Origin of the sequence: Pedobacter ginsengisoli (genome assembly GCF_030244015.1) — a bacterium.
Classification (GTDB): Bacteria; Bacteroidota; Bacteroidia; order Sphingobacteriales; family Sphingobacteriaceae; genus Pedobacter; species Pedobacter ginsengisoli.
In genome coordinates this window covers 214,189-238,611 of the sequence record NZ_JASSYX010000002.1, presented here as the reverse complement: position 1 = coordinate 238,611, position 24,423 = coordinate 214,189, and the positions used below count along the sequence as shown (strand labels likewise).

Below are 24,423 nucleotides of genomic sequence, written 5' to 3'. Positions count from 1 at the left end.
AATAAATTACTTAAGTCCTAAAGCAGGTGCCTAGTTCATGAAGCTGCCGTCGCCCCTGCGCATTACTCCTCTGCCGCCGCGGCCCTGTGCTCCGGTCCATTTTTGGAGGTTCATGCTGAGCCGAAGCATAAAATAGCGACTGTTAGGGTTGGTTTTGGTATTGATGTAACCGCCGTTTGTCGGTTGCTCCTGAATCAGGAAATTGTTCTGATTTAAGATATCATAGGCCAGCAATGTAACTTTCCCTCTGCGCGAAAATAGTTCTTTCTCTACATAAAAGTTAATCACAAAAGGGTTCTTCGTTACATTCTGAGCTATTCCGCTAACAAAATTCTTGCTGGCATCATAACCAAAAATGTTGGTTTCCCACAAATAAAACCGGCCCTCGATATTTAAAGCGGTAGTCCGGGTTGTAAAGCCTCTGAAGTCTGGATTCGAGTTACTTGATGTAGTGACGTTATATGAAACACTTGGTGCCACTTCAAGCCAGTCATTTGGTGTGATCCTCGGTCCAAATCGTTCCTGAAAGCTCTTCAGTATATTTACATTCAGTATTTGCTTATTCAGTGAAAGTCTGTGGTCGTAATTCACTGAACCACGGAAGGCCAGGTTATACTTTCTGTTGTCCAGCTGTTTGCTGATGTTATAATTACCGCCTAAGCGATAAGCTCCGTTCATATTTACAAAACGGGTTTCAGTAATGTAAACCGGTCTCTCGCCAGGTTTTAGGACAACACCCGGATCCTGAATCTCGACATTGCTACGGATCACTGAATTATCAAAGAAATTAGCGTTTAAATTCACATTAAAATTCAGTTTTGAATTCGCGATATAGTTATTGTAGTCTGCCCTTATGGTATGAGTAAATGAAGCCATCAGATCGGGATTACCTATTACAGGATTTTGCGGATTGGTCACATCCCTTACCGGTTGGATCTGGTCAAATGTAGGTTCATTGGCATTACCCGAATAGTTCATAGAAATTCTGTGTTGTCTGGACCAGAGATATTCAAGTCTTGCGATCGGTATCAGATTGAAGCTATGCCTGTTAATAGTCGTACCTAAGCTCAGTTTTGTACCTGATAATACAGCAGGAACGCCGGTTATACCCGCTGAAAATCTGATTTTTGAGCTGCTGCTCATGCCGTATCTGAAATTCAGGGCCACACGACCCTGGGTAAATGAATATTTGTAAATGTTACTCAATGAGTCTATGACCTGAGATAGTCCTGCTGGTGTAACGTTCCTCGTAGTAGCATTATTGTCATATCCGTTGTAGTTGATCTGGCCGTTGAACTCCAGTTGCGTATTTGTACCCAGAGGCTCCACATAAGTTAAACTTCCCCGATAATTGTTCCTCAGGTTCTTTCGGGCCACTATCCTGTTTACAAGGGAATCAAGTATTACCGAATCGGCATCATTCAGAAAAAGGATGTTTTGCAGTTGGGCTTGCTCCGCTTCATAATCATTGTTATTCGCGTCTGCCTGAATAGAAAGATTTCTTCTCCTGTTCCCATTAAAGGTATGCTGATAAAAGATTGAACCTCCAATTTCGGGAGTTTTGTTGTCATTGTTGCTATTACTTGTACGGTTTTGGTGGCGTAGTCCGGTTTGAAACGTTGTTGAAGTCCTCACATTAGAAGAGGAGTTATACCTGAAAGTAGGGATAAAACGCAGAAAATTATTAGAATCCAGCTCAGCTTCAAGCTCCAATTTGAGATCATGACTACTTGTATTATTATCTCCCTGACTGGCGCTTAATGTATGGGTCGAAAAAGTTCCGTCTTCTGTGGTACTGTAAAGGAGGGACTCAGATTCATTCAGTGAATTGGTACCCCGGCCATTGAAACGGTAATTGAAATTGTATTCTAATTTCTTGCCTACCTTGTCACGGATACTTACAGACCCACCCCCAGCCTTGGTGGTACCATTACCACCACCTCCACCTTCAGAACCTGCTATACCGTTTACCGTATTTTCGAAATTGCCCCTTACGCCAATTTGCTGGTTACCGTTGATACGGGTGCCAAATAGCCCTGCTTCAAACCGGTCCTTATTGCCCGCTGAACTGTTTAACCGCAGCATATTACCAACAGATTTATCAGTTCGTGTTGTAATATTCAAAATTTTGGACGGATCACCGTCCTTAACCCCCGTTCGTGCAGCCTGATCCCCATAATCATCCACAATCTGAATTCTGTCTACGATTTCAGCAGGCAGGTTCTTGATGGCATTTGCGATATCACCACCTAAAAAATCTTTACCATTCACTTTTGCCTTTACCACCGATTCCCCGTTATGGACCAGAGTGCCGTCACTGCCCACTTCCATACCTTCCATTTTTTTCAGCAATTCGTCAACGGTAGCATTCTTTCTAACAATATAATCACTCGCCTTATATTCAACAGTATCCGTTTTGTAGGTAATAGAAGGTGTACCGCTGATCACTACTTCATTCAGTGTGTTTTTCTTCTCTTTCAGGATGATGGGATCCATCACAATCCTTGGAGCCAGGTCATTTTGCTTGAAACGCATCGGAGGCGTACTGGCGTATCCTATGCTCTGAACAACAATGGTATAAGTTGCTGATTTTATGTTTTTAAATATAAATATACCGTCACTGTTTGTACTGGTTTTGACGGTGTCTTTGGCCGAAGTAAGGCTTACGGTAGCGCCAATTACACCGAGGTCGGTACTGTCTTTTACAATTCCGCTGATCTCTCTGGTCGGCAAAGGCGGAGGTGTTTCAGTTTTTGGCCTGTCCTGCGCCATAAGACCGTTGGAAAAAAGCATGGCGAGGCAAAAAAAGGAGCCATTCCTGAAAGCCTTAACAGGCATGCAGGCGCAAAAAATGGGCTGCAGCTTTTGGGCCGTGACCTGGTAGAGAAAATTCATCTGTATGTATGGTTAATTTGTGTGTCTTTTTGAAGCGGTTACTTTTTGATGGTGTATTTTCCCCAGAAGTCTGTCGGACTGATCATGGCCTGAAAATCGAAATTTCGGCCACCCGGACCACGGCCACCTCCTCCGCCAGGACCTCTGCCGCCTCCGCCAAAACCACCTCCGCCTGCACCCCGGCCGCCACCGCTACCAAAACCACCTCCATCTAATCCGGGCAGATGCAAACCGTTTAACTTAATATTATAAGCAAATTCTTTGGGTACGTCTTTAGAAATGCCCAGGGCATCCAACGGAATCTGCAGTTCATAAAAGAAAGCGTTGTCCTTGTCTATATTTGCGAATGCCTTTATACTATACTCATTATAAATCGAGATCAGTGTATCAGTGGTAGTTTTAAACCCTTTGATTTTAATTTCTTTGGCCTGTGCAAGCTGAGTTTTTTGCATAGCAGCCATCATAGAGTCCCTTTCCTTTGCATTTGGCTGCGCGCCACCCCCACCGAAACCGCCGATCCTTCTCATGCCACCACCCTGGCCCCTTCCACCTGTCCTGTTAATTACGGGATAAGTAAGCGTGATACTCTCTTTTTCTTTCTTTTTACTGTCAGGATTTATTGACAAAGTAATGCCACCTGCCATTATTTTTGAATTATTAGGTACATCAGTAGACTTGATGACGAGATAAAGATTCTTATCATCATTACTCATGATATAGGAGATTGAGGTACGTTTGTTTACCGAAAAATCAGCGTCTTTCCATTCAAAATTCTTTCCGTCAATTTTAATCGCATGCGGGGCTAGTATACTCACCTCCTGCAATTCATTGACCTTTTGAGCATGTGCCGTCAAACTAAGAGCCGTAATGCCTAATGTACCTATTGTAATTTTAAAAAATCCCTTTTTCATATTCAGCGAAAATGTTTGCTTTTAGTTGGTTTCGTAATATGACTTATCAAACTTGTTTAGGTTTAATTCTCATCTGAAGTTTCAGTTTACGAATGAGGCTGCGAATTAACTATAAAAATAATCTTTCACACTTTATCAGTCTAATTTGTTACAAAAAGACCATAAAAAACGGGAATTGCATATGTTTGCCTCTCCTATCTAAGCCATTAACCGGTATAACATCATTTAATTTGTTACAAATTAATCAGGTGTATTAATGACTTCCGGCATTATCCTTTCTCACCTGGAAAATGTAAATCAGGTAAACCAGAGCAGGTAAGATAAATACACTTCCGATAAGCAGGGCATATGCCAGGGATTCGATGGCCCTTGCCTGACCCTGGTGGCTCAGCAAGGAAAGGTTCTGTCCGTTTTTCAACAAAACAATATCAGGGAAATGTGTATAAGTAGCAGCAAAAAGGATCATCGTGATCTGAAATCCGGCCAGTAGCCGTAAAAGAATCGGTTTGTCCCGGTTCAGTGCTATAAACATGATCACAAGGGATATACTAGCTGCAACAATGGCAATCAGTCCGGGAATATCACCAAAGATCCAGTCGGTTAACGGGATGCGCTCAAGGTAAGCTGCGAGGAACACCAATGCTCCGGAAAACATGACAACATAAATCGTTCTTCTCGCCATTTTTATAAAATGAAGTCTGCTCTGTTCAGTATCAGTTTGGCCAATAATGAAAATTGTCGCCAAAAAACCACATATGCTCACAGTAAAAACACCTACTGAAATTGAAAACCAGTTTAACCAGCTGTAAACATATGCCGATAAAAAGTCCTTTGCCTGCAGATCAATCTTTCCTGAAACTGAACTTGCAGCTATGATCCCCAAAAAAAAGGGCGTAATCAGACTGGAATACATGAATATCGGGGTATATAGTCTTTGCATATCGTCTTTAACAGCGTCATAATTTCTAAACACAAATGCTGTCCCGCGTGCGATGATCCCCAACAGCATGCATACCAATGGAATATGCAGGTAAATAGAAACAGTGGTATATATTTTTGGAAAACCGACAAATAAGATCACAATAGCAATGATCAGCCACATGTGGTTTGCCTCCCATATCGGCCCTATGGCATTGTACATAGTCTTACGCGTCTTAGCCTGGTTGGCTTTTGAAGTAAACAGTTCAATGATCCCTGCACCAAAATCGGCGCCCCCAAGCAGGATATAAAGTAAAATTGATGTCCAGAGAAATACAATTACAACATAGATCATAGCTTAGGAATTAGTTTGTTTTAAGGATGAATCGTATAGTTTTCCAACCATTGTGATCTGCCGGTATAATAAAAAAGTAACTATAATAGCCAGGGAGACATACACAGCCGTAAACAAGTAAAATGAATAAACTATTCCCGGCATTGGGGTCATGGCATCAGCAGTACGCATTACTCCGTAAATGATCCACGGCTGCCGGCCAACTTCAGTGACTGTCCAGCCTGCCTCCAGTGCTATAAAACCGATCGGGGTTGCCGCTATAAAGAGTCTCAACAGCCACTTGCTGCTGAGCCATTGCCTTTTCTTAAATATAGCAATAAAGTATAATATGGCGATCAGTACCATCAGCATCCCCAGTCCTACCATGATCTGAAAAGCATAATGAGTTACAGCGACCGGCGGATGCTCATCTTTGGGAATGCTGTCTAAACCTTTTACCTCTTTATTAAAATCGCCAGTGGCCATAAAACTCAGCAGTCCGGGTATCTTTATGGCGTAATTAACCTTTTTGCCTGCGGTGTCAGGTATTCCTCCCAGCAGCAGGGCGGCGTTCCTTTCTGTATGGAAGTGCGCTTCCATAGCCGCCAGCTTTGCAGGCTGCCGTTGCGCTACATCCTTTGCAGATATATCGCCGCTGATGGGCTGCAGGCAAGCTGCAACTGTCCCAAATGCAGCGGCTATCTTAAAAGCTTTGCTGTGAAAAGTTACGTTTCTTCCCCTCAATATCATTAATGCATGAACTCCTGCCACAGCAAAACCAGTGGAGACAAATGCCGCCAGTGACATGTGAAGTGCCTGCGAAAACCAGGCATCGTTAAACATAGCTGCTATCGGATCGATATTCAGGTATTTGCCGTCCAAATAGTCAAATCCGGAGGGACTGTTCATCCAGGCGTTTGCTGCAACTACCAGTATTCCTGATAACAATCCGCTGATGCCTACAATGACACCGGTGACCCAGTGAAACCAGACATTGAGCTTGTCCCAGCCATACATATAAAATCCAAGTGCTATGGCCTCTATAAAAAAAGCCGTTCCCTCAAGAGAAAACGGCATTCCGAATATCGGTCCTGCGTGCTCCATAAATGTTGGCCAGAGCAAGCCCAGTTCAAATGACAGCACCGTGCCTGAAACTGCTCCGGTGGCAAAAAATATAGCCACTCCTTTACTCCATGCCTTTGTTACATCTTTATAAACCGTTTTCTTAGTCTTAAGCCAATAAAAGTGAGCAACAGACATAAAAAAGGGCATGACCATCCCGATACAAGCAAATACGATATGAAAGCCAAGGGAAAAAGCCATCTGAAGGCGGGCAGCTAAGAAATCATCCATAGAAGGGTAAGATTGGAGCCACAAAAATAAACAAAATGATTAAATAAACTTGCCAGGTTGGACCAGTTGTATATAGTTTACCCGAATTATTATTTATCATAAAAAACGAATTTCTATGAAACTGACTTTGAAACTTGTGCTTGCCGGGCATTTTTTATTTTTTACAGCCTGTAAAAAGATCTCTTCCAAAAAAAAAGAGGAAACCGGGATTCCGACCGAACAACCTGTAAAAAGATTTGTACCCTTAAAATTTGAGTCTGATGAATTGCAGCTCACTTTTAAATACGAGGAAAAAACTGCGAATCTGATTGAAATTTCAGGATCCGATGGCCATATGATGACCATCACCTATAAAAATCAACAGCCTTATGAAATAAAAAAAATGAAGAACAACAAGCCTATTCAGCTCATTGATTATGTGAAAGACAAGGAAGGGATGCCCAAAGCAAGGTCCTTTGATGAAAACGGTCCGGTGTTCACGCCAACAGGTTATTATATACTCGATTATGACCAGAACCAGCAGCTTGGCAAAATCAGATTTTATAAGGATAACGGAGAACTTTTCTGCGAATCGGCCCTGACTTACTCGTTGGGAAATGTCACGGCTCAGATCCAGTCAAATTACCCGGGCAGATCAAAAAATCTGCAGTACACATACGACCTTAAAAATGGAATATTTAAACATATTAATTGTCTGGAAAGACTGGTTTTGGAAATCAGATATCCATTCTTTAGCGCCAGTCAAAATAATATATTGAGTAGCTCCGGAACTGAGACTCCCCTGGAAAATATAACTTATAGTTATGAATATAACGCGGATAACTACCCATCAAAGCTCATGATCACAACACATAACAGGAAGCAAACATTTAAAATAACCTACGCAGAACTTAAGCAGTAACTAATTTCTTAACAGTTCCTGAGCTCTGAAAACATGATCCGTAGCTTGCAGTATCTTCGTTTTCAGCTTCGGATTATAATTGGGATTTTGCTTTAAGAACTCTTTGATGATTTGGGCTGCTTCAGCACTCTGATAATAACCGAAGATGGCCTGCAGCCAGTTTTGAGGGAAAAAGATGTCACCCGTTGCCTGTATTTCAGTGAGCAAAGCAAGGCTTTCAGACAGGTATTTTGTCGACGTTGCCTGTCGCAAAGGATGATGCAGGTAATACAATGCAGCAACTACATTAGACTCTTTTTCCCTGTTGGTCTTCTGCGCAAGGCTTCGGAAAAAATCGTCCCTGATGGCTTCATCTGCTGAAATTGCCGGGGCTATAAATTCAAACCGTTTCCTTCGGTCTGCGTTTGTAATTCTTGCCAATTGTTTTTTTAGTATTCCAGCACCTGTATCTGCTCTTAAAGCTAAGGAGAAAGCCAGCGATGTATAATCATCTTCTGTTAGCTTTATTCCCTGAGGAGCCTCCTGGGCAGCCCAAACCTCATGGAGCCTGCTCCAGGCACGTTTAGATAAAAAAACATCCTGGAAGGCTTTAAATAACAACTTTTTGTTATTCGGTAAGGTCTGATATTTTATTGCCTCCCAAAGTGATTCCTCCAGTTTAGCAGACCATACTTTTCGTTCTTGCATTGTAAGAAACTCCCAGTACACATTGGCCAGATAACCGGTCAGCAGTTTGACGTTCAGTTCTTCTTTTTCTTTTTTTAAGCCGGCTGTAAATAAATCAAGAAGCTGCTTTGGTGTAACAGCCCGTCGGCTCAACATATTTTCGTACAAAGAGATATAAGCGGATGCCCTGTTGAGCGGGTCGGCGATATCATAAAGCACCGTAAGCATTTTTTCATCAACCGGCCATAGTCCGTATCCTTGGCCTGAGGAATTAAACTGCACGAATAGCGGCACAGCCATACCCTCTGCTTCCTTTATATCGGTCTTATCAGTGTTCAGGTTTATGATGAGCTCTTTGCTATGATCAGCATAATAAAATTTAACTTCAAACAATTGCGGCCAAACCCGGTTATCCCCATATTCAGGTGTCTGACTGATTGTAAGTTTAGTGATTTTATTGTTCTTTTGCTCCAGCACATAGTCTATGACAGGTCTGCCGGTATCGTTTACCCATACTTTGTTCCATTTCTGCAGATCGGCATCCGAATATTTATCTAAGATGCTAATCAGATCCGGCCAGGACGCATTGCCATTAGCAAACTTATGCAGGTATTCTCTCGCCCCCTGCTGAAACCTCTCCTTACCCATCAGTCGTTCCAGCTGTCGCATCATGATCGGCGCTTTGTGGTATATGATGTTTCCGTACAAGCTCCCGGCATCTTTCAGATTATTTAGGTCCTGTCTTATCGGGTTAGAACCCTGAGTGCGGTCTATTGCATAGGCTGCCGGAAAATGATCCAATAAAAACTTCAGGTCAAAAACAGCTTTACCCCTAACAGATTCCATGCTTTTATCCGCCATGAAATTGGCAAACACCTCTTTCATCCAGACGTCAGTAAACCAGTTCATGGTGACCAGGTCGCCAAACCACATGTGCGCAGTCTCATGGGCAATGACATTACTTCTGACATCAAGCTGATCTTTAGTTGCTCCTCCGTCCAAAAACATTGCGGATGCTTTATACTGGATCGCACCCGGATGCTCCATACCCCCAAACTGAAAATCTGGTATAGCGACAAAACCAAACTTTTGAAAAGGATAAGGAATCCCTGTCCACTCTTCCAGGAATTTTAATGAAGAGGTATGGATAGCGAACGCTTCCTTTATACTTTGTTTTATTTTTGCAGTGTCTGTTTCCCGGTATAAATACTCAGCTTCTCCTTTTGCCAACTGTCCGGTGGCCTTTTCAAACTTACCTGCTGCAAAAGCAAACAGGTAGGTACTGATTGTATCTGAAGTATTGTAATAAACAGTTTTTCTGTCACCGGTTACTATCGAATCCTTAACGCTTGCATTAGCGATGCTTTTCCAGTTAGCTGGCAGCTCCAGCTTCAGTGTATAAGTCGCTTTGAGGTCAGGCTGGTCAAAACAGGGAAAAACAGTCCTGGCCCGGTCCGGAACAAACAAAGTGTATAAATAGTTCTCATTTCGGTTCAACGCACCTTCACCAGCTTCAAAATTCAGTTCAACTTTATTTTTGCCCAATACCATGTATTCCGGTGCTATGATCAGATGCTCGTCCTGGTATTTTACTGCTACAGTCTTATCATTCACCCTAAACGATTTTATTTTTGATGCATCTTCTCTAAAATCTAACTGTAAAGGGTACCGATTAATGTTCAGGTGAAAACTGATCACCTCCAATGCACCAATTTTATCTTTTTTCAGCCTCGGAATATCCAGTGCCAGGTTGTAGCTGATGTCTTTTATCACCATTTTGCGGTATTCTGCCAGCCGGCGGGAAACTCCTGATTCTAATTCAGGACCGGGAGCAACTGCTATCTCCTTGTAAATCATTCCTTTTTTGACACTGTCGCAGGCGCACAGAAACAAAAGAAAGACCAGTAAATAATTATTACGCTTAGCCATATGGCGAAAATAGGTAATGATTTTATAATTCATCCCCCCAGTTTATCAGAGGACACGAAATTTTGATCAACTAATCATCTATTAAGCTTATTTTAGCAGAAACAAACTCATAATAATTAATTCGTATGAAAACTACATTGAAAACGCTGTTGCTTGTAGCAATGGCAGTCGGTTTACAGTTTGACCTTCAGGCACAAAATCTAAAAATGCCGCAGGCAAGCACTACTCAAACCCTCACCCAAGCCTTCGGACTAGGAACAATCTCTATTAACTATTCGCGTCCAAATGTTAAAGGGCGCAAGATCTTTGGCGGACTGGAACCCTATGATGCGGTATGGCGCACGGGAGCAAACTCGGCAACTACAATTGCATTTACCGAAGCTGTAAAGATCGAAGGTAAAGATTTAGCAGCCGGCGAATATGGCTTGTTTACCATTCCAGGCCAAAACGAATGGACGATCATCATCAATAAAGGCGCTAAACAGTGGGGCGCTTATGAGTATAAAGAAAGTGATGATGTGCTGCGGGTTAAAGTAAAAGCTGCAAAGCTCAAAGATAAAGTGGAGACTTTTACCATTCAGTTGGCTGATGTATATCCAACCAGCGCCAGACTGCTATTGTCCTGGGAAAACACGGCTGTTTCAGTTGGCCTGAGCACCGATGTTGACACTAAAGTGATGGCCGGTATAGATGAAGCCATGAAAGGAGACAAGAAGCCCTATTTTCAAGCTGCACAATATTACCTGGAGAACGGAAAAGACCTGAACAAAGCATTGGAGTGGATGAATGCTGCTGACGCTGACAACACAAAAGCACCATGGGTTAAACTATGGAAGGCCCGTGTCCAGCTTAAAATGGGTGATAAAAAAGCCGCTGCGAAAACTGCGGAAGAAGGTTTGAAAATTGCTACTGAGATTAAAAACCCTGAGTACATCAGACTAAACAATGCATTGCTGACAGAAGCAAAGAAATAAGATCAATATAAGGATAAAGTGCCTGATGCTATGAAAGGCATCAGGCACTTTTTTTATGTTTTATAACAGCCTGAATGATCAGGGAGAAAAATATCACCAGCATACATCCGATGACATTCAGCCATAAATAAGCCACCACTTCATTCCAGCCCAACAGGGTCACCACAATCTCTGTGAGGACAGCACCAAAAAAAACTGCCCGGCCGTTGACAGACTTTACATAAAACGCCACCAGAAAAACACCAAGGATTGTCCCATAAATATATGACCCAAGTATATTTACTGCCTCCAGTAAATTACCAATCTTGCTTGCGTACAAAGCCATAACAATACAAACTATGCCCCAAAATACCGTTGCCAGTCTGGATACCTGCAGATATTCATGGTCTGAAGCGTCTTTTTTTATCAGCCTTTTATAGATATCGATCACCGTTGTAGAAGCCAGCGAATTCAGCGCACTTGCGGTTGATCCCATGGAAGCCAGGAAAATAATAGCAATGAGCAAGCCGATCAGGCCCCGGGGAAGGTACTGGGTCACAAAACTCAAAAAGATATAGTTATTGTCATCGGTGTTTGCGTGTTTATCATTCTTAACCATTAAGTCAGTAACCTGCTTCTTAATCGATTTTTCCTTTTGATCAGCTTCCTGCAATACCTTTCTTTGGTCATCTACCAATCCTGCATCATCCTTATCCAACGCCGCATTCATCTTATTGACGGCAATTTCTTTTTCCTTATGAATGAGACTGTATTCTGCTTTGATCTTATTCAGCTCAGGATTATATTTACTTTTTTCCAGCTTGTTAAGCTCGAAGCTATTAAAGAAAACAGGAGGCTTGTTGTACTGATAAAATGTAAACACCAATACACCGATCAGCAGGATCAGGAACTGCATGGGGATTTTCACCAACCCGTTCATCAGCAAGCCCAGCCTGCTCTGACTTACCGATGCTCCCGAAAGATACCGGCCTACCTGGCTTTGGTCCGTTCCGAAATAAGACAACTGCAAAAAGAAACCGCCAAGCAGGCCAGTCCATAAGGTATACCTGTTATTGGGGTCAAAAGTCAGGTCTATTGCATTGGTCCTTCCCATCTTACCGGCAATGCTAATGGCCTTTACAAAACCTATATTGGCAGGCAGCAAATGCACCACCATGGCTCCGGCTGCAAACAGACCGCAAAAAATAATGCTCATCTGTAGCATTTGAGTATAGGAAACTGCCTTGGTCCCCCCATATACGGTATAAAATACCACCAGACTGCCAATAAATAAAGTGGTGTAAGTAGTATTTATATTTAATATAGTAGATAAGATAATGGAAGGCGCATAGATCGTAATTCCTGTAGAAAGCCCTCTTTGTACCAAAAACAAAAAAGCGGTCAGCGCCCTGGTCTTCAAGTCAAATCTTTGCTCCAGGTATTCATATGCGGTATAGACCTTCAACCGGTGGAATATAGGAACAAACGTGATACACAACACGATCATGGCCAATGGCAGTCCAAAATAAAACTGAACAAAGCTCATCCCTGAGGAATACGCAAGTCCCGGTGCAGACAAAAAAGTGATTGCACTGGCTTGCGTTGCCATTACAGACAGGCAGACATGGTACCATGGCAGGCTTTGATTTCCGAGCAGATAGCCATGAATGTTCTGTTCACCCCTGCTTTTATAAATGCCATACACCACAATTACGACGAGTGTAAGTACCAATACTGCCCAGTCTATAGCACTCATTCGAAGTATTTTGTAAATGCGTAAAATATAAAGATCAGGAAGACCAGCCAGCTAATCAGCAGCCTGTAAAACTGGCGCCAGGTTTTTACGAATGGAGGCAGTTCCTGTTCATTTTGCAATTGGTTTTCAGGCTTCATGGCTAGTTCTGTTAATTTTTCTTTCCGGACAACAGGTTGACAAACAAACGATAAGCCCCGGGCACCCCGGCGGGCAGCTGTCTGAAGAATGAAATCCCTGTATATACATATCTTCCTTTGCCATATTCTGCTACGATCAGCGAACCATTCTTAGCAGATTCACCACTATCATTCATACTCAGCAACGGTGTGTATTTCTGGTCCATATTGGCCACAAAATACAAACCCCTTTCCTGGACCCAGCCCTCAAAATCCTTGTTAGTGATCTTATTGGGATAATTCAATGCCGGATGGTCCGGAGACAGTAAAGTCACTTTCGCATCCTCTTCCGTCACACGGTCTCTTGACAATCCGAAAGGAAAAGGACCCAGGTTATTGATCCGCAGCGGTGAATTCACATTATACTGGACCAGCAAGGTCCCGCCCTCTTCCACATACTTCATCAATCGTGGCTGTATGATCCGCATTTGTTCATCCACATTATACAATCTCACTCCCGTCAATATCGCATCATAAATAGAAAGGTCTCCGTTAATCAGCTGATTTACACTCAAATTCTCAACATTGTATCCTACTTGTTTCATTGACTCAGCTACCATATCTCCCGCACCTGCGATGTATCCGATGCGTTTACCGGCAAACTTCAGGTCTATTCTGCTCATTTTTGCCTGTGTTAAAGGAAATAAGGTCTGAACCGGGATATGCTCATAATTGATAACATGCAGACCCTGATGATAATTTTTACCACCTACGACCACATTGAGCGAAAAAACACCCTCCGAAACTCCTCCGGCCGGAGTAACTGTAAAATCAGCACGCTGCTCCTCGCCTTTTCCTGCAATCGTAAAATCCATCTTTGCAGGTACTACTTTCCATCCTGCCGGAACCTTAGGCTCAAGCACCCCGGAAGCATTATCCTTAAAAGCCTTTAACATCAGGCTGATCTTTTTAGGTTCATTGCCATTAAAGATAAAAGACCTGTCTCCAGGTGTTGCTGTTACCGGAGGAGCAATAACAAGCGGCTGATAGATCTCACCCCGCACCTGGTCTGTGTATTTATAAACAACAGGCAACTGTTTTTCTATCACTTCATCACCTATCTTTACTTCAAACAAACCACTTAAACCTACAGGATTTTCCGCCAGTCCTATTTTTGAAAGGGAATCAACGACATAAGCACCAATACCGTGCTCCTTTTCCAGCCAGTAAGGCTGAGTAATTCTTGCATTGACAGAAGAGATTTTTTTATCCTGGGACACAAACTGATTGGGCTTAAGCGCAAAAGAAGCACCCGAATTGCTTTCTATGACACTGATGGGCAATGCAAACCCTTCTTTGACCCTGGCTATCCCCTGCACCCTGACACTAACATCATCACCAATTGCATAAGCCGAATTTTCTGCTGCACTTTCCAGCCAGATGCCCGCACATGCCAGGATGAGGTCATCCAATTGCGCCTGTTTAAAAGGTTTACCTTTAACCAGTGCTTTAAGCTTTAACAATTTGATAACCGATTTTGAGGGATCAGCCACATCATATGTCGCGTTGATATCATCCAGTAATTGCTGTGCGGCAGCACTTCCCGGATTCCGGTTTAACGTAAAATCAATCCCTTCGAAAATATCTTTCTGAGCCGCATCACCCGCCACGGGGGTAAAGAACTCCAGTCCGGACCCCCGCTGTCTTGATGAACCGAAACCCTGGCTCCTGTGGTTAGAACGGCTTTCCGCGGCGATCTCACCATAACTTTTGCCTAACAGTGCATTATACGAACCCACATCAACTTTCAACTGGTCATCCGAAGTCGTATTGTTGCCGCCAAAATTAAATGTGTTCCAAAAGATACGTTTAGCCTGCCAGGGCTTCACAAAGGCAAGCTGTTCCGGAAACTGTTTTGGATCAGCAGCAGCAGCAAAGGCTTCATGCGCCAGGATAGCTGACCCAGAGTGATGGCCATGCCCGGCACGGGAATCTTCGGGAAACCTGGTGATGATCAAATCCGGCTGAAACTTACGGATCACCCAGACCACATCAGCAAGAATCTTTGCCTTGCCCCATATCTTGAAACTTTCTTCAGAATTTTTGGAAAAGCCAAAATCATTGGCACGGGTAAAGAACTGCTCAGCACCATCCATACGACGTGCCGCGAGCAATTCTTGTGTACGGATCAGCCCCAGCAATTCCGCCTGTTCGTTGCCAATTAAATTCTGACCACCATCACCCCTTGTCAGGGACAAATAACCCGTGCGTACTTTCTTTTCCTTGGCCAGATAAGTTAACAAACGGGTATTTTCATCATCAGGATGGGCCGCAATGTAAAGCACACTACCGGTTACATTCAAGGCCTGCAGGCCTTGTTTGATTTCCGCAGCATTTAATTGCTGCATGCTCTGCGCTTTGACAAAAAGCGGGCATGTTGCAATCATGAAGAACAGGTATATATTAAGTCTCATATTCGGATCGTAAAGTCCGAAATTACTTAAAAATCCTTAATCTCCTGTTCAATGCAAATTAAACTCCGTAACAATCCTGCAAAAATACTACAGTTCTTATAGGAGAATTTTGCTGCTTACTTCTTTATCTATGGTAATAAAACCGGGGTACTTGATCAGCGCATTGCCTACCTTAATACTAGGCCTGATTTTGAGCGTAAGCATTCCCTTCTTTTCAGGGCCGCCTTTACTGCTTTTAATGAACTCGCTGATCTCTCCCATCACTTTGTTATTGGAGATAAAAGGATAAATATTCACCTCCATAGCCACCGGTACTGTAGTAGAGCCGCCCGCAACGACATTTACCACCTGGTTTATAAAACCATTGGCCAATTCCTGTTTGTTGATCAGGATTTTATATTCAAACTCATTAATCGCTGCATCATTAGCCGTCGGGTTGGTAACCTCCAGGTTCAGACGTGCCTTAAGGGGTACATCTTTTCTTAGCAGACCGAAAGCCAGGCCCGGTAAACTTCCCAGGTCCATATCCTGTCCACCCATCAACTTTTTTACATCAGTACCTGCCACCATGATCTGCTCAGCTGAAGTAATCCTGTATTTACATTTTTCAAGTGCCTTGATCTGTTGCGCCTGCTTGTTAATTCCACAACCAGAAACTGCGATAGCCGTCAGGCAAACTAATAAAATCCTCTTCATAACAGCTATAACGAAATAATATACATTAAATGATGCTCAGGTCAAATTAGCGTCTGCGTCTGCCCGGACCCGGATTGATAAACCGGTCGATGCTGTATTTTCCCGGACCTGCTACCAGCAGAAATAAATAGACAACCAGAAAATGTAAGCCCAGCTCTTTCTTATCAAAACCATCAGGAGCATGCACAATAAAGACTGCAACCAGCATGAGAATGATCAATGGAATTGTCGCCAGTCTTGTTGCCATTCCAAGGATCAGTAATATGGAACAGAAAAATTCTGCAAATACCGTTAGGTACAAAGACACCGGAACACCCAGGCCAATTGGATTAGCAAACTGAAGTTCTCCGCCCGCTAAAATCCACTGCAGTTTCTGATAACCGTGAACAAGCATGAAAGCTCCAACTGCTACACGCAGGATCAACAGCATAAAGTGCACACTTTCGTTGTTAAAATTGGTATTGAATAGTCTTCTCATATAGGCGTTTATTTTATTGGTTTAACAGACAATTTGGTATCATATTATTTTTGAAGGGGAATATAATGAAATTAGGTACTATCTGACAACAAGAGAATTAATAAAGCCTGAAATTGCATCCTGAAGGATCATTTTTTTCTCCGCATCCGGCTTGCCTGCTTTTTCAATCATCTGTATAGACACCAGTCCGTGAAGTATAGAAAAATAAGTATGGTATTTTAAAAAATAATCGACATCCCTGTTCTTGCTGCCAGCTATCGCGTCCTGTATTGTCGTGATCATGACCATGGACATGGTCTTCATCTCCACAACCTGATTTACCCGGTCACAAGCGGGTATTCCCAATCCAAACATAAGCTGATAATACTCTTTATTTTCAAACGCAAAATCCCAGTAAGCATGGGCAATGGCCTCGAGCTGTGCAGAAGGATCAGTGTGCTGATCTTTTACAGATTGCAAGGCATCTGCCAGCTTCTGAAAGCCTTCTTTCGTGAACTCAAGCAAAATAGCTTCTTTATTTTCAAAATGATTGTAGATCACCGGGATACTATACTCTATCGCATCTGCTATTTTTCTGATGGATAAAGACTGCCAGCCGTCAGCAAGTACCTGCAGCCAGGCCGCTTCGAGTATACTTGTCCTGAATTCTTCCTTTTGCCTTATTTTGCGTTCTGCGATGCCCATACTACTTTAAAATTAATTAACAGTGTTAACAAAAGTAACATCTTCATCACATTATTAAAAGCGTTTACGGATTTCTGACGTTAATCCAACAAATCATCCACATTTATTCTCTTAACTTTTTTAAAGCCTTAAAAAGATCATTTTTTATAACCAAGATATTCTTCCACAGGTCCCCCTTCTTTTTCAGTCTGTCCATAGTATTAAATATGGTATAATTTTTCAGATCAAGGTCCTCATTCACTTCCTCCCAATCCAGCGGAGTCGAAACCATAGCACCTGGTTTCGGCCTTGCAGAATAAGGCGCGGCTATAGTTTGCCCCCTTCTGTTTTGAAGGAAATCAAGGTAGATCTTGTTTTTCCGTTTGGAAGGACTACGCTCCAGACTGGTCGTATCCGGATGTTTATCCAGCAATAATTGTCCAAGGTACTTTATAAAATCCTTGGTAATGTCGTAATCATATTTGTCCCCCACGGGAATAAATATATGCAGTCCTTTTGAGCCCGATGTTTTAATAAATGCCGTGATCTTCATTTTATCCAGCAATGACTTGGCCGAAAGCGCCACCTTGACGGCCTCTTTAAAATCAATATCATGCGGATCCAGGTCCAGCACTGCATACAGCGGATGATCGGGCTTTTTATACCTGCTAAGCCAGGGATTGATCTCTATACAACCCAGGTTGACCATCCATAACAATGTTGCCTCGTCATTACAAACCAGGTAATCTATATCCTTATCATTACTTTCCGAATAAAGCGGTACTGATTTTATCCATTTCGGTACCTTATCCAGATCCAGGTCTTTTTGGAAAAAGCCGGGTTCCCCAATACCATTAGGATGTCTGTTCAGCGACAGCGGCCTGTCCTTCAGATAAGGTAAAATGTAATCCTTCACCTCACCGTAATACTTGATAAGCCTGCCCTTTGTGATCTGCTCTTTTGGCCAGTAAATTTTGTTCAGATTAGTCAGCTTCACCTTTTTCTTACCAAAAACCAGTTCCTTTTCCTCCTTCTTAATACTATCCGTTAGACCTTCCATATCATTTGCATCGTTATTCTTATTTTCAGCAGGTACCTCTCTCACCACTTTATCCTGTTCTTTATCAATACGCAGCCCCTTAAATACCGGATGTCTCAAGTGCTCATCTTCTGTCCATTCAGAATAAGTCACATCACATACGAGTTCCGGTTTCAACCAGGTAAATTCTCTTTCCTTATGCACATCATCCTTTACAGGTTTGCTTTTCTGCACCAGTCGCTTCATTTTACCGAATACATCCTTTAGCGTTTCCTCATTAAATCCAGTACCGCAATTTCCTATATATATCAGCTCAGACCCCTGGTACATCCCCAGGGCAAGCGAGCCAAAATAATGCCTGCCCCCTGAAGGTTTAGAATAGCCGATGATCACGGCTTCCTGCGTGTTCTGAAGCTTAAACTTAAGCCACAGGTCTGTGCGCTTATTACTTATATAAGTACTCTCCGCATGCTTGGCTATAACTCCTTCCCAACCCTGTTTCTCAGCTTCGGCCAGAAGGTCCCTGGTTTTTCCCTGAATATGCCCGTTATAAATTACGGATGGATTATTCAGGCCCCCGATCAGCTTTTGCAGCAGCTCTTTGCGCTTCAGCAGTTCCATATTTCTGATATCATGACCGTTTAAAGCCAGCAGATCAAACACATAGAACTTAAGCGTTATTTTTTCGGTATCTGCCTTATAGTTCTGCAATTTCTGAAAATAGCTCCGACCATTTTTATCCTCTACAGCCAGTTCCCCGTCTATGACCGCATCCAAACCTAATCCAGCAAGCGCATCAGACACCGCTTTGTATTTTGTTCCAAAGTCTATCCCGTTTCTCGAAATCAGTTTCACACCGCCTCTAGCTTTGACATAAGCCAACGCACGATATCCGTCTAGCTTTTTCTCATATATCCAGGCTGCATCATCAAACAGTCTGTCGGACAACTTCGCCAGCATAGGCCTATAATCGATCTCCTCCATATTTTCAGCAGGGGCCTCTTGAATTTTTTCTTCTGCGTCCTGATCCGCTACGTCCTGTACAACTGTATTCTTTTCTTTTTTAGCTTCCTTTTTAAAATCAAGTCCTTTTTTCTTTACCGCTGCACTGACCAGGTCTTCGCTGTCAAATGCCTTTTTAACCGCATAGTCATCATTATGTTTGATTAAGAGCCATGCGTTATCTTCGGCGCTTTTTATTTTCACCAGGGCAAACTCCCCCTTCAGAATCTTGCCATGCAATTTAAATTTCAAACTTCCCGCATGAAGATCTTTCAGCAGATCATTTTCCGATCCCTTATCCAGTGCCTCATACCAGCCCTGATCAAAAATATCCACCGCACCTGCACCATAATTTCCGGTAGGAATAGTACCTTCAAAGGTCCGGTAGGCATAAGGATGATCTTCAACCATCATAGCCAACCGTTTGTCCTGAGGATTTAAAGAAGGTCCTTTGGGCACGGCCCAGCTCTTGAGCACTCCGGCCATTTCCAGTCTGAAGTCGTAATGCAATCTTGACGCATGATGTCGTTGTACAACAAATATCAATTTAGATTTTGCTGCCGATTGATCAGCCCCGATCGTTTTTTTCCCTGAACCGGGCTCTTTGGTCTTGGTGAAATCTCTTTTTTTGACGTATTTTTCCAGGCTCATAACCGACGTTTTACATCAGTTACAACAGTTAAAAAAGACTATGGTTTGCATTCTCCAAACCTCCATCACCACTAAATTAACAAAAAGCCCTGCGGTTACGCCCTAAAAAAGATTCGCTTTTTGTAAAGAAAATAACAAAGTCCCCATTCCAAAGCGAAAATGCACAAACAGGATATCAGTTCCGAAATATGTCCCGGAATACTGACCAGCTCCATCAGACCTCCGGTTACTGCAAAAACATAACCATTGAACCAGCGTGCACCGACAATTTCGAAAAACAGGTAAATAAAGATGGAATTCATCCCGATGATCAGAAAGAAAGACAAATAACTTTTATGATCAAGCACATCGATCCACCAATATAAAAATGCAAGCATTAACAGACACCAGCCACCCGAAACCAGGACAAACGAACTTGTAGCAATCTTTTTGATTATAGGGGTAATGTCAGCCACATCCAAAACGTATCCCGATAACAAACAGCAGATGCCGGCAATGACCAGGGTCTTTAGCTTTCCTGAAACCAACCGGCTATTCAATAAGATTTTTCCAGCCATCATCCCCCAAATGGTATGAGCTGCCGTAGGCAAACAATTAATGGCCACCCAACCACCCAAATTGATCTTATTCATTAAGATCAGATCCATATAATTTCCAAAATTTTTCTGATCGGTAAACGGCTGGTCAAAACCGCTGATATGCGTGTACCTGTACAATATTTCAGTGAGCAGAAGAAATCCAATGCTGACCAGCAATTGCGATAAAGCTGACCAGCGGTAGATTAAAAAAGCGATCAATAGGGTGAACGACAACTGGGTGAGCACATCCCACAGTTCAAATGACAATCCGTTTTCGCGAACCGCATAATCCAGCACACCCCAAAAGAACAGCCAGCCGCTTCTTTTCAAAGCTTTTATCAGTGATTGTCCCCAGGACAATCCGTTTTGATATTGCTTTGACAGCGAGTAAGCAAGTGCAGTACCTGCAATAAACATAAAACCCGGCTGTATCAGATCCCAAAAACGCAAACCATGCCATTCATGATGCTCAAACTGCAACATAACGCCATGCAGAAAGGTTCCCTCCGCCTGCACTGTCAATCGCCTGTACAAACTGGTACTTTCCAGTGCAAGCAGCACCATGATCAGTCCCCGCATAAAATCAAGGGATAAAAGTCTGTTGGGTTTCAAATCCATGCTGTCAGTTTTCATATGTGCACGATCACTTTCCCCGCTGCTTTCTTCTTACAAACGGCTGACCCAACCCACTGCTATCCGGCTTATAAATCTCATACTGATCTAAACTTTCAAGTAACCTTGTCAGGGTCTGAAAGCCATGTGCCCTGGTATCAAAACTGGGATCAATTTTCCTAAGATTAGTTCCAAGGACCGCAACCAAAATTCCGGTATCTTCAGGAGTAGCCATAAAATAAGCCCTGTCTATCAGATCAAGCTTGACTTTGGTAAACTTGACAGCTTCCGGTACCGCCTTACTGACTGCCTTCACACGCTTATTTACCTTTTTAGCTGACGAAGCCTCTATTTGCTTTTCTATAACGGCCTCCTGAACAATATTGTCAGTAAAAGTGAATATCTCACAAGACTGTACAAACGCCGTCGGAGTTGTCTTAACCCCTATCCCCATCACAAAAACGCCTTCTTCTCTTATTCTTTTTGCAAGTCCGGTATAATCGCTGTCACTAGATACGATACAAAAACCATCCACAACCCCATTGTGCAGAATATCCATCGCATCAATGATCAAGGCCCCGTCCGTCGAATTTTTACCTGAGGTATAGCTAAATTTTTGAATGGGCGTAAAAGACAGTTCGTTTAGCAGATCCTTCCAGCTATTCATATTGTGCTGTGTCCAATCACCGTATATTCGTCTGATCGTGACCTTGCCATACTTGGCAACCTCCTCTAAAATCGCTTTCAATAATTTTGCCTGTGCGTTGTCACCATCTATGAGAATTGCGATGCGTTCTGTTTTCTTCTCCATAAAACTTAGTTAAGGTAATGCAATATATAAATCATTCTTTATTAAATTACATCAGAAACCTTCAGCCATATCTTAAGATGGAGTCTATCAAGCGCCCGCGAAACTGGCTACGGGTAACGCGCTATGATATCCTAATCATACCGCAATGCAGGGTAGTCCAAAAGCCTGCGCCACAACGCCAGCTGACCAATGATACTCGCCTCCCGGTATATCGTAAAAGAGATCAACTCATAATAGCTCATTTTCATGAATCCCATGTCAATGACACTGTCCAGTTTTTCGTCGGTAGCACTAACCAGTACCTCGCGGGCGATAGGGCTAACTTTTTCCCAATCCTTTAAATATTCCGCATTGGAAGGATACCTTGCTCCATCCTGAATGCCCTTATTGTCTTCAAAAAGATCCGCTCCGGTCTGTTTAAGTTCAGGATGCGACTCTTTAATGATATAATAGCGCTGCGCCACCAACGAACCTGTAAGCCAGGCCATATGATTTGCTTTCGTGTTTAGCCGGCTGTGCATATCTTCTTCTGAGATTCCTTCGATCGCACGTGCAAAAAAAGTAGTCTGCATGTCAAATAATGTTAGTAATCCTTCCATTCTGCTGCTAGCGGTTTTGGTTTCCATAAGTTTTTATTTAATGGTTAAACTGATGTGATTATTTACCTCTAAATTAGACATCCTGTCTTAAAATAACACGGTCGCAAAACGACAAACAAAGGGGGTGATCATGACAAAATACTGAGCTTGCTCAACATCTCTGAAACCATTCTTTTCAGATCATAAGCGGGTTGCCAGCACCAATCTTTTGTGGCCTGCGAATCATCGACACTTTGCGGCCAGCTCTCCGCTATTTGCTGTCTGAAATCAGAAGCATAATGAATCATAAACCCGGGAACCTCCTTTTCAATCTCCTCATAAATTTCCTTCGGAGTAAAACTCAATGCCCCGAGATTGTAAGATGTCCGTACCTGAAGCTGATCTCCGGAGGCATCCATGAGTTCCAAAGTGGCGCGTATGGCATCGTGCATATACATCATGGGCAATGCGGTATCTTCTTTTAAAAAACACGTAAAAGTTTCTCCTTTTATCGCATGATGAAAAATATCAACCGCATAATCGGTAGTGCCACCGCCCGGTGCGGCAGTATAACCAATCAGTCCGGGATAACGTAAGCTGCGTACATCCAGTCCATATTTTTCAAAGTAATATTTGCACCAGTACTCTCCGGCAGCTTTGCTGATCCCGTAAATGGTCGCTGGCTCGGTAATGCCCTGCTGGGGACAATTTTTCTTCGGCGAATCCGGTCCGAAAACCGCGATACTGCTTGGCCAGAATACCTTTTTTACCCGATATTTTACGGACAGATCCAATACACTGAGCAGGCTGTCCATATTCAGCCGCCAGGCTGCCTGCGGATTAAGCTCAGCATTTGCTGAAAGCATCGCAGCGAGGTGGTAGATCTGTGTGATCTTCTCCTCCATGATCAACGCCTCCAGCTTTTCTTTGTCCAATACATTCAATTGCTTGTAAGGATATATCTCCAGATCAATTTTATCTTCGGGCTGTATATCTGCTGCTATCACACAATGTCTGGAAAATTGTTTTCTCAACGCTACAGTCAATTCCCTGCCTATCTGGCCACAGGCCCCTATCACTAACATTTTTTCAGTTTGTTTCATATTAAATTAAAATTACAGGTAAGCCACCAAGTGCTTTACCTTATCATTATTACGCAGCGCTTCCAGTCCTTTTGCCTTGTTCATCAATATACATTGACTGGATACTCCCAATAAGAGAGCGATGTCGTCTACAAACATTGCGCTTTCTCCGTCAAGACCGTAGTTTAATCTAAGAATTTGCCTTTGTCTGTTCGGTAACGAAAGCAGAACACGGTTCAATTCTGCAGCAAGGTCTGCCGGATCCAGCCCGGCATCTGCAGGCGCAAACATATCGTCTTCCAGCACAGCCAGCATTCCTGGTTGGTCAGCTTCAAGGTCCGCATCATCAAGCGACGAAGTATATGAGCCATTAAAATAACATGCCCTGATTGTATCCAGGTTCAGCTTCGTATACTCAGCCAGTTCCTCCAAAGTCGCCACTCTCTCCAGTTTTTGCTCCAGTTCCTGCTCAGCTTTCCAAACCTCATTCATCTCAACAATACGGTTTCCGGGAAGCCTTACGATCCGTTTGTACTCATTAATGGCAAACATGATGGACTGCCTGATCCACCATACGGCAAAAGAGATAAACTTAAACCCCTTGGTAGCATCAAACCGGACCGCAGCCTTCATCAGACCAGTATTACCTTCAGCGATCAGATCAGGAAGCAATATGCCCTGCCTTTCATACTTTTTGGCTACAGAAATCACAAACCTGAGGTTAGAATTGACTAGTCTGTCTAACGCTGCCTTATCCCCTTCTTTAATTTTCAGGGCAAGCTTCGCCTCCTCATTACCGGTAAGCAAAGGATACTTCTTAATATCCTGAAGATACCTCATCAGCGTGTCGTGATCCCTGTGGGTAATAGATTTATCTATTTTGAGTGTTCTCATAATAACAGGTTAATTTGGTTTTTTAATGCGGCTAAGGTCAGCAGTCCCATTTTTAAATCCATGGAGTTCCGGATTTTCCGCAAATTATTCAGAACCAGCCATCTCTGTCAAAACTTAATTTTGAGGCAACCGA

The 24,423-nt window shown here is 42.9% G+C and carries 19 protein-coding genes; 2 read left to right on the top strand and 17 right to left on the bottom strand.

All coding sequences use genetic code 11. From position 1 onward, the window contains the following. Positions 1–30 precede the first annotated feature (30 nt). The 4 genes from QEP08_RS08190 to QEP08_RS08175 form a co-directional block, all read right to left on the bottom strand. Positions 31–2,895 (bottom strand): TonB-dependent receptor, encoded by a 2,865-nt coding sequence (locus QEP08_RS08190; RefSeq protein WP_285057219.1) that lies wholly within the window; start codon positions 2,893–2,895, stop codon positions 31–33. A gap of 38 nt (positions 2,896–2,933) precedes the next feature. Next, a complete protein-coding gene (locus QEP08_RS08185; protein WP_285057217.1) occupies positions 2,934–3,806 on the bottom strand; it encodes a hypothetical protein in 873 nt (290 codons plus the stop codon). A 253-nt stretch (positions 3,807–4,059) separates the two neighbouring features. Then, complete coding sequence (locus tag QEP08_RS08180; RefSeq protein WP_285057216.1) at positions 4,060–5,079, bottom strand: cytochrome d ubiquinol oxidase subunit II; 1,020 nt, start codon at positions 5,077–5,079, stop codon at positions 4,060–4,062. A 3-nt stretch (positions 5,080–5,082) separates the two neighbouring features. Continuing rightward, positions 5,083–6,411, bottom strand: a complete 1,329-nt coding sequence (locus tag QEP08_RS08175) for a cytochrome ubiquinol oxidase subunit I (RefSeq protein ID WP_285057214.1) — start codon at positions 6,409–6,411, stop codon at positions 5,083–5,085. Positions 6,412–6,526: 115 nt separating this feature from the next. Here QEP08_RS08175 and QEP08_RS08170 point away from each other — a divergent pair, with 115 nt between their 5' ends. Continuing rightward, a complete protein-coding gene (locus QEP08_RS08170; RefSeq protein WP_285057212.1) occupies positions 6,527–7,312 on the top strand; it encodes a hypothetical protein in 786 nt (261 codons plus the stop codon). Here QEP08_RS08170 and QEP08_RS08165 read toward each other — a convergent pair whose 3' ends face one another. Further along, the gene (locus QEP08_RS08165; protein ID WP_285057211.1) at positions 7,313–9,940 is read right to left on the bottom strand and encodes a M1 family metallopeptidase; all 2,628 of its coding nucleotides are present in this window, start codon (positions 9,938–9,940) and stop codon (positions 7,313–7,315) included. A gap of 92 nt (positions 9,941–10,032) precedes the next feature. Between QEP08_RS08165 and QEP08_RS08160 the strand changes: the two genes are divergently transcribed. Next, complete coding sequence (locus QEP08_RS08160; RefSeq protein ID WP_285057209.1) at positions 10,033–10,881, top strand: DUF2911 domain-containing protein; 849 nt, start codon at positions 10,033–10,035, stop codon at positions 10,879–10,881. Positions 10,882–10,921: 40 nt separating this feature from the next. Here QEP08_RS08160 and QEP08_RS08155 read toward each other — a convergent pair whose 3' ends face one another. From QEP08_RS08155 to QEP08_RS08100, 12 genes are all read right to left on the bottom strand, one after another. Further along, entirely contained in the window at positions 10,922–12,616 is a 1,695-nt protein-coding gene (locus QEP08_RS08155) for a sodium:solute symporter family protein (RefSeq protein WP_285057207.1), read from the bottom strand. After that, positions 12,613–12,753 (bottom strand): hypothetical protein, encoded by a 141-nt coding sequence (locus QEP08_RS08150; RefSeq protein ID WP_285057206.1) that lies wholly within the window; start codon positions 12,751–12,753, stop codon positions 12,613–12,615. The genes QEP08_RS08155 and QEP08_RS08150 overlap by 4 nt, the downstream gene beginning before the upstream one ends. 11 nt (positions 12,754–12,764) lie before the next feature. Then, complete coding sequence (locus QEP08_RS08145) at positions 12,765–15,206, bottom strand: PIG-L family deacetylase (protein ID WP_285057205.1); 2,442 nt, start codon at positions 15,204–15,206, stop codon at positions 12,765–12,767. Positions 15,207–15,302: 96 nt separating this feature from the next. Continuing rightward, complete coding sequence (locus QEP08_RS08140) at positions 15,303–15,902, bottom strand: LEA/WHy family protein (protein WP_285057204.1); 600 nt, start codon at positions 15,900–15,902, stop codon at positions 15,303–15,305. A 46-nt stretch (positions 15,903–15,948) separates the two neighbouring features. Continuing rightward, on the bottom strand, positions 15,949–16,380 hold the full coding sequence (locus tag QEP08_RS08135; protein ID WP_285057201.1) for a DoxX family protein: 432 nt from the start codon (positions 16,378–16,380) through the stop codon (positions 15,949–15,951). A gap of 78 nt (positions 16,381–16,458) precedes the next feature. Next, positions 16,459–17,064 (bottom strand): TetR/AcrR family transcriptional regulator, encoded by a 606-nt coding sequence (locus QEP08_RS08130; RefSeq protein WP_285057199.1) that lies wholly within the window; start codon positions 17,062–17,064, stop codon positions 16,459–16,461. A 103-nt stretch (positions 17,065–17,167) separates the two neighbouring features. After that, positions 17,168–19,735 (bottom strand): DNA ligase D, encoded by a 2,568-nt coding sequence (gene ligD / locus QEP08_RS08125; RefSeq protein ID WP_285057197.1) that lies wholly within the window; start codon positions 19,733–19,735, stop codon positions 17,168–17,170. A 95-nt stretch (positions 19,736–19,830) separates the two neighbouring features. After that, positions 19,831–20,931, bottom strand: coding sequence for an acyltransferase family protein (locus QEP08_RS08120; RefSeq protein ID WP_285057195.1), 1,101 nt, complete (start codon positions 20,929–20,931; stop codon positions 19,831–19,833). Positions 20,932–20,956: 25 nt separating this feature from the next. Then, entirely contained in the window at positions 20,957–21,736 is a 780-nt protein-coding gene (locus tag QEP08_RS08115) for an NYN domain-containing protein (protein ID WP_285057193.1), read from the bottom strand. A gap of 131 nt (positions 21,737–21,867) precedes the next feature. Next, positions 21,868–22,362 carry a DinB family protein gene (locus QEP08_RS08110; protein WP_285057192.1) on the bottom strand — a complete coding sequence of 165 codons (495 nt, stop codon included), beginning with the start codon at positions 22,360–22,362 and terminating at the stop codon, positions 21,868–21,870. 101 nt (positions 22,363–22,463) lie between these two features. Continuing rightward, positions 22,464–23,417: an NAD-dependent epimerase/dehydratase family protein gene (locus QEP08_RS08105; RefSeq protein WP_285057190.1), complete on the bottom strand. Its 954-nt coding sequence runs from the start codon at positions 23,415–23,417 to the stop codon at positions 22,464–22,466. A 12-nt stretch (positions 23,418–23,429) separates the two neighbouring features. Beyond that, positions 23,430–24,290 carry a sigma-70 family RNA polymerase sigma factor gene (locus QEP08_RS08100; protein ID WP_285057188.1) on the bottom strand — a complete coding sequence of 287 codons (861 nt, stop codon included), beginning with the start codon at positions 24,288–24,290 and terminating at the stop codon, positions 23,430–23,432. Positions 24,291–24,423: the final 133 nt, after the last annotated feature.

Bases quoted from the DNA above. Each gene is read 5' to 3' on its own strand.
- QEP08_RS08160 (WP_285057209.1), top strand. From the start codon at position 10,033: ATGAAAACTACATTGAAAACGCTGTTGCTTGTAGCAATGGCAGTCGGT.
- QEP08_RS08170 (WP_285057212.1), top strand. From the start codon at position 6,527: ATGAAACTGACTTTGAAACTTGTGCTTGCCGGGCATTTTTTATTTTTT.
- QEP08_RS08150 (WP_285057206.1), bottom strand. From the start codon at position 12,753: ATGAAGCCTGAAAACCAATTGCAAAATGAACAGGAACTGCCTCCATTC.
- QEP08_RS08100 (WP_285057188.1), bottom strand. From the start codon at position 24,290: ATGAGAACACTCAAAATAGATAAATCTATTACCCACAGGGATCACGAC.
- QEP08_RS08120 (WP_285057195.1), bottom strand. From the start codon at position 20,931: ATGGATTTGAAACCCAACAGACTTTTATCCCTTGATTTTATGCGGGGA.
- QEP08_RS08135 (WP_285057201.1), bottom strand. From the start codon at position 16,380: ATGAGAAGACTATTCAATACCAATTTTAACAACGAAAGTGTGCACTTT.
- QEP08_RS08185 (WP_285057217.1), bottom strand. From the start codon at position 3,806: ATGAAAAAGGGATTTTTTAAAATTACAATAGGTACATTAGGCATTACG.
- QEP08_RS08115 (WP_285057193.1), bottom strand. From the start codon at position 21,736: ATGGAGAAGAAAACAGAACGCATCGCAATTCTCATAGATGGTGACAAC.
- QEP08_RS08190 (WP_285057219.1), bottom strand. From the start codon at position 2,895: ATGAATTTTCTCTACCAGGTCACGGCCCAAAAGCTGCAGCCCATTTTT.
- QEP08_RS08175 (WP_285057214.1), bottom strand. From the start codon at position 6,411: ATGGATGATTTCTTAGCTGCCCGCCTTCAGATGGCTTTTTCCCTTGGC.
- QEP08_RS08155 (WP_285057207.1), bottom strand. From the start codon at position 12,616: ATGAGTGCTATAGACTGGGCAGTATTGGTACTTACACTCGTCGTAATT.
- QEP08_RS08165 (WP_285057211.1), bottom strand. From the start codon at position 9,940: ATGAATTATAAAATCATTACCTATTTTCGCCATATGGCTAAGCGTAAT.
- QEP08_RS08110 (WP_285057192.1), bottom strand. From the start codon at position 22,362: ATGGAAACCAAAACCGCTAGCAGCAGAATGGAAGGATTACTAACATTA.
- QEP08_RS08180 (WP_285057216.1), bottom strand. From the start codon at position 5,079: ATGATCTATGTTGTAATTGTATTTCTCTGGACATCAATTTTACTTTAT.
- QEP08_RS08145 (WP_285057205.1), bottom strand. From the start codon at position 15,206: ATGAGACTTAATATATACCTGTTCTTCATGATTGCAACATGCCCGCTT.
- QEP08_RS08140 (WP_285057204.1), bottom strand. From the start codon at position 15,902: ATGAAGAGGATTTTATTAGTTTGCCTGACGGCTATCGCAGTTTCTGGT.
- QEP08_RS08105 (WP_285057190.1), bottom strand. From the start codon at position 23,417: ATGAAACAAACTGAAAAAATGTTAGTGATAGGGGCCTGTGGCCAGATA.
- ligD (WP_285057197.1), bottom strand. From the start codon at position 19,735: ATGAGCCTGGAAAAATACGTCAAAAAAAGAGATTTCACCAAGACCAAA.
- QEP08_RS08130 (WP_285057199.1), bottom strand. From the start codon at position 17,064: ATGGGCATCGCAGAACGCAAAATAAGGCAAAAGGAAGAATTCAGGACA.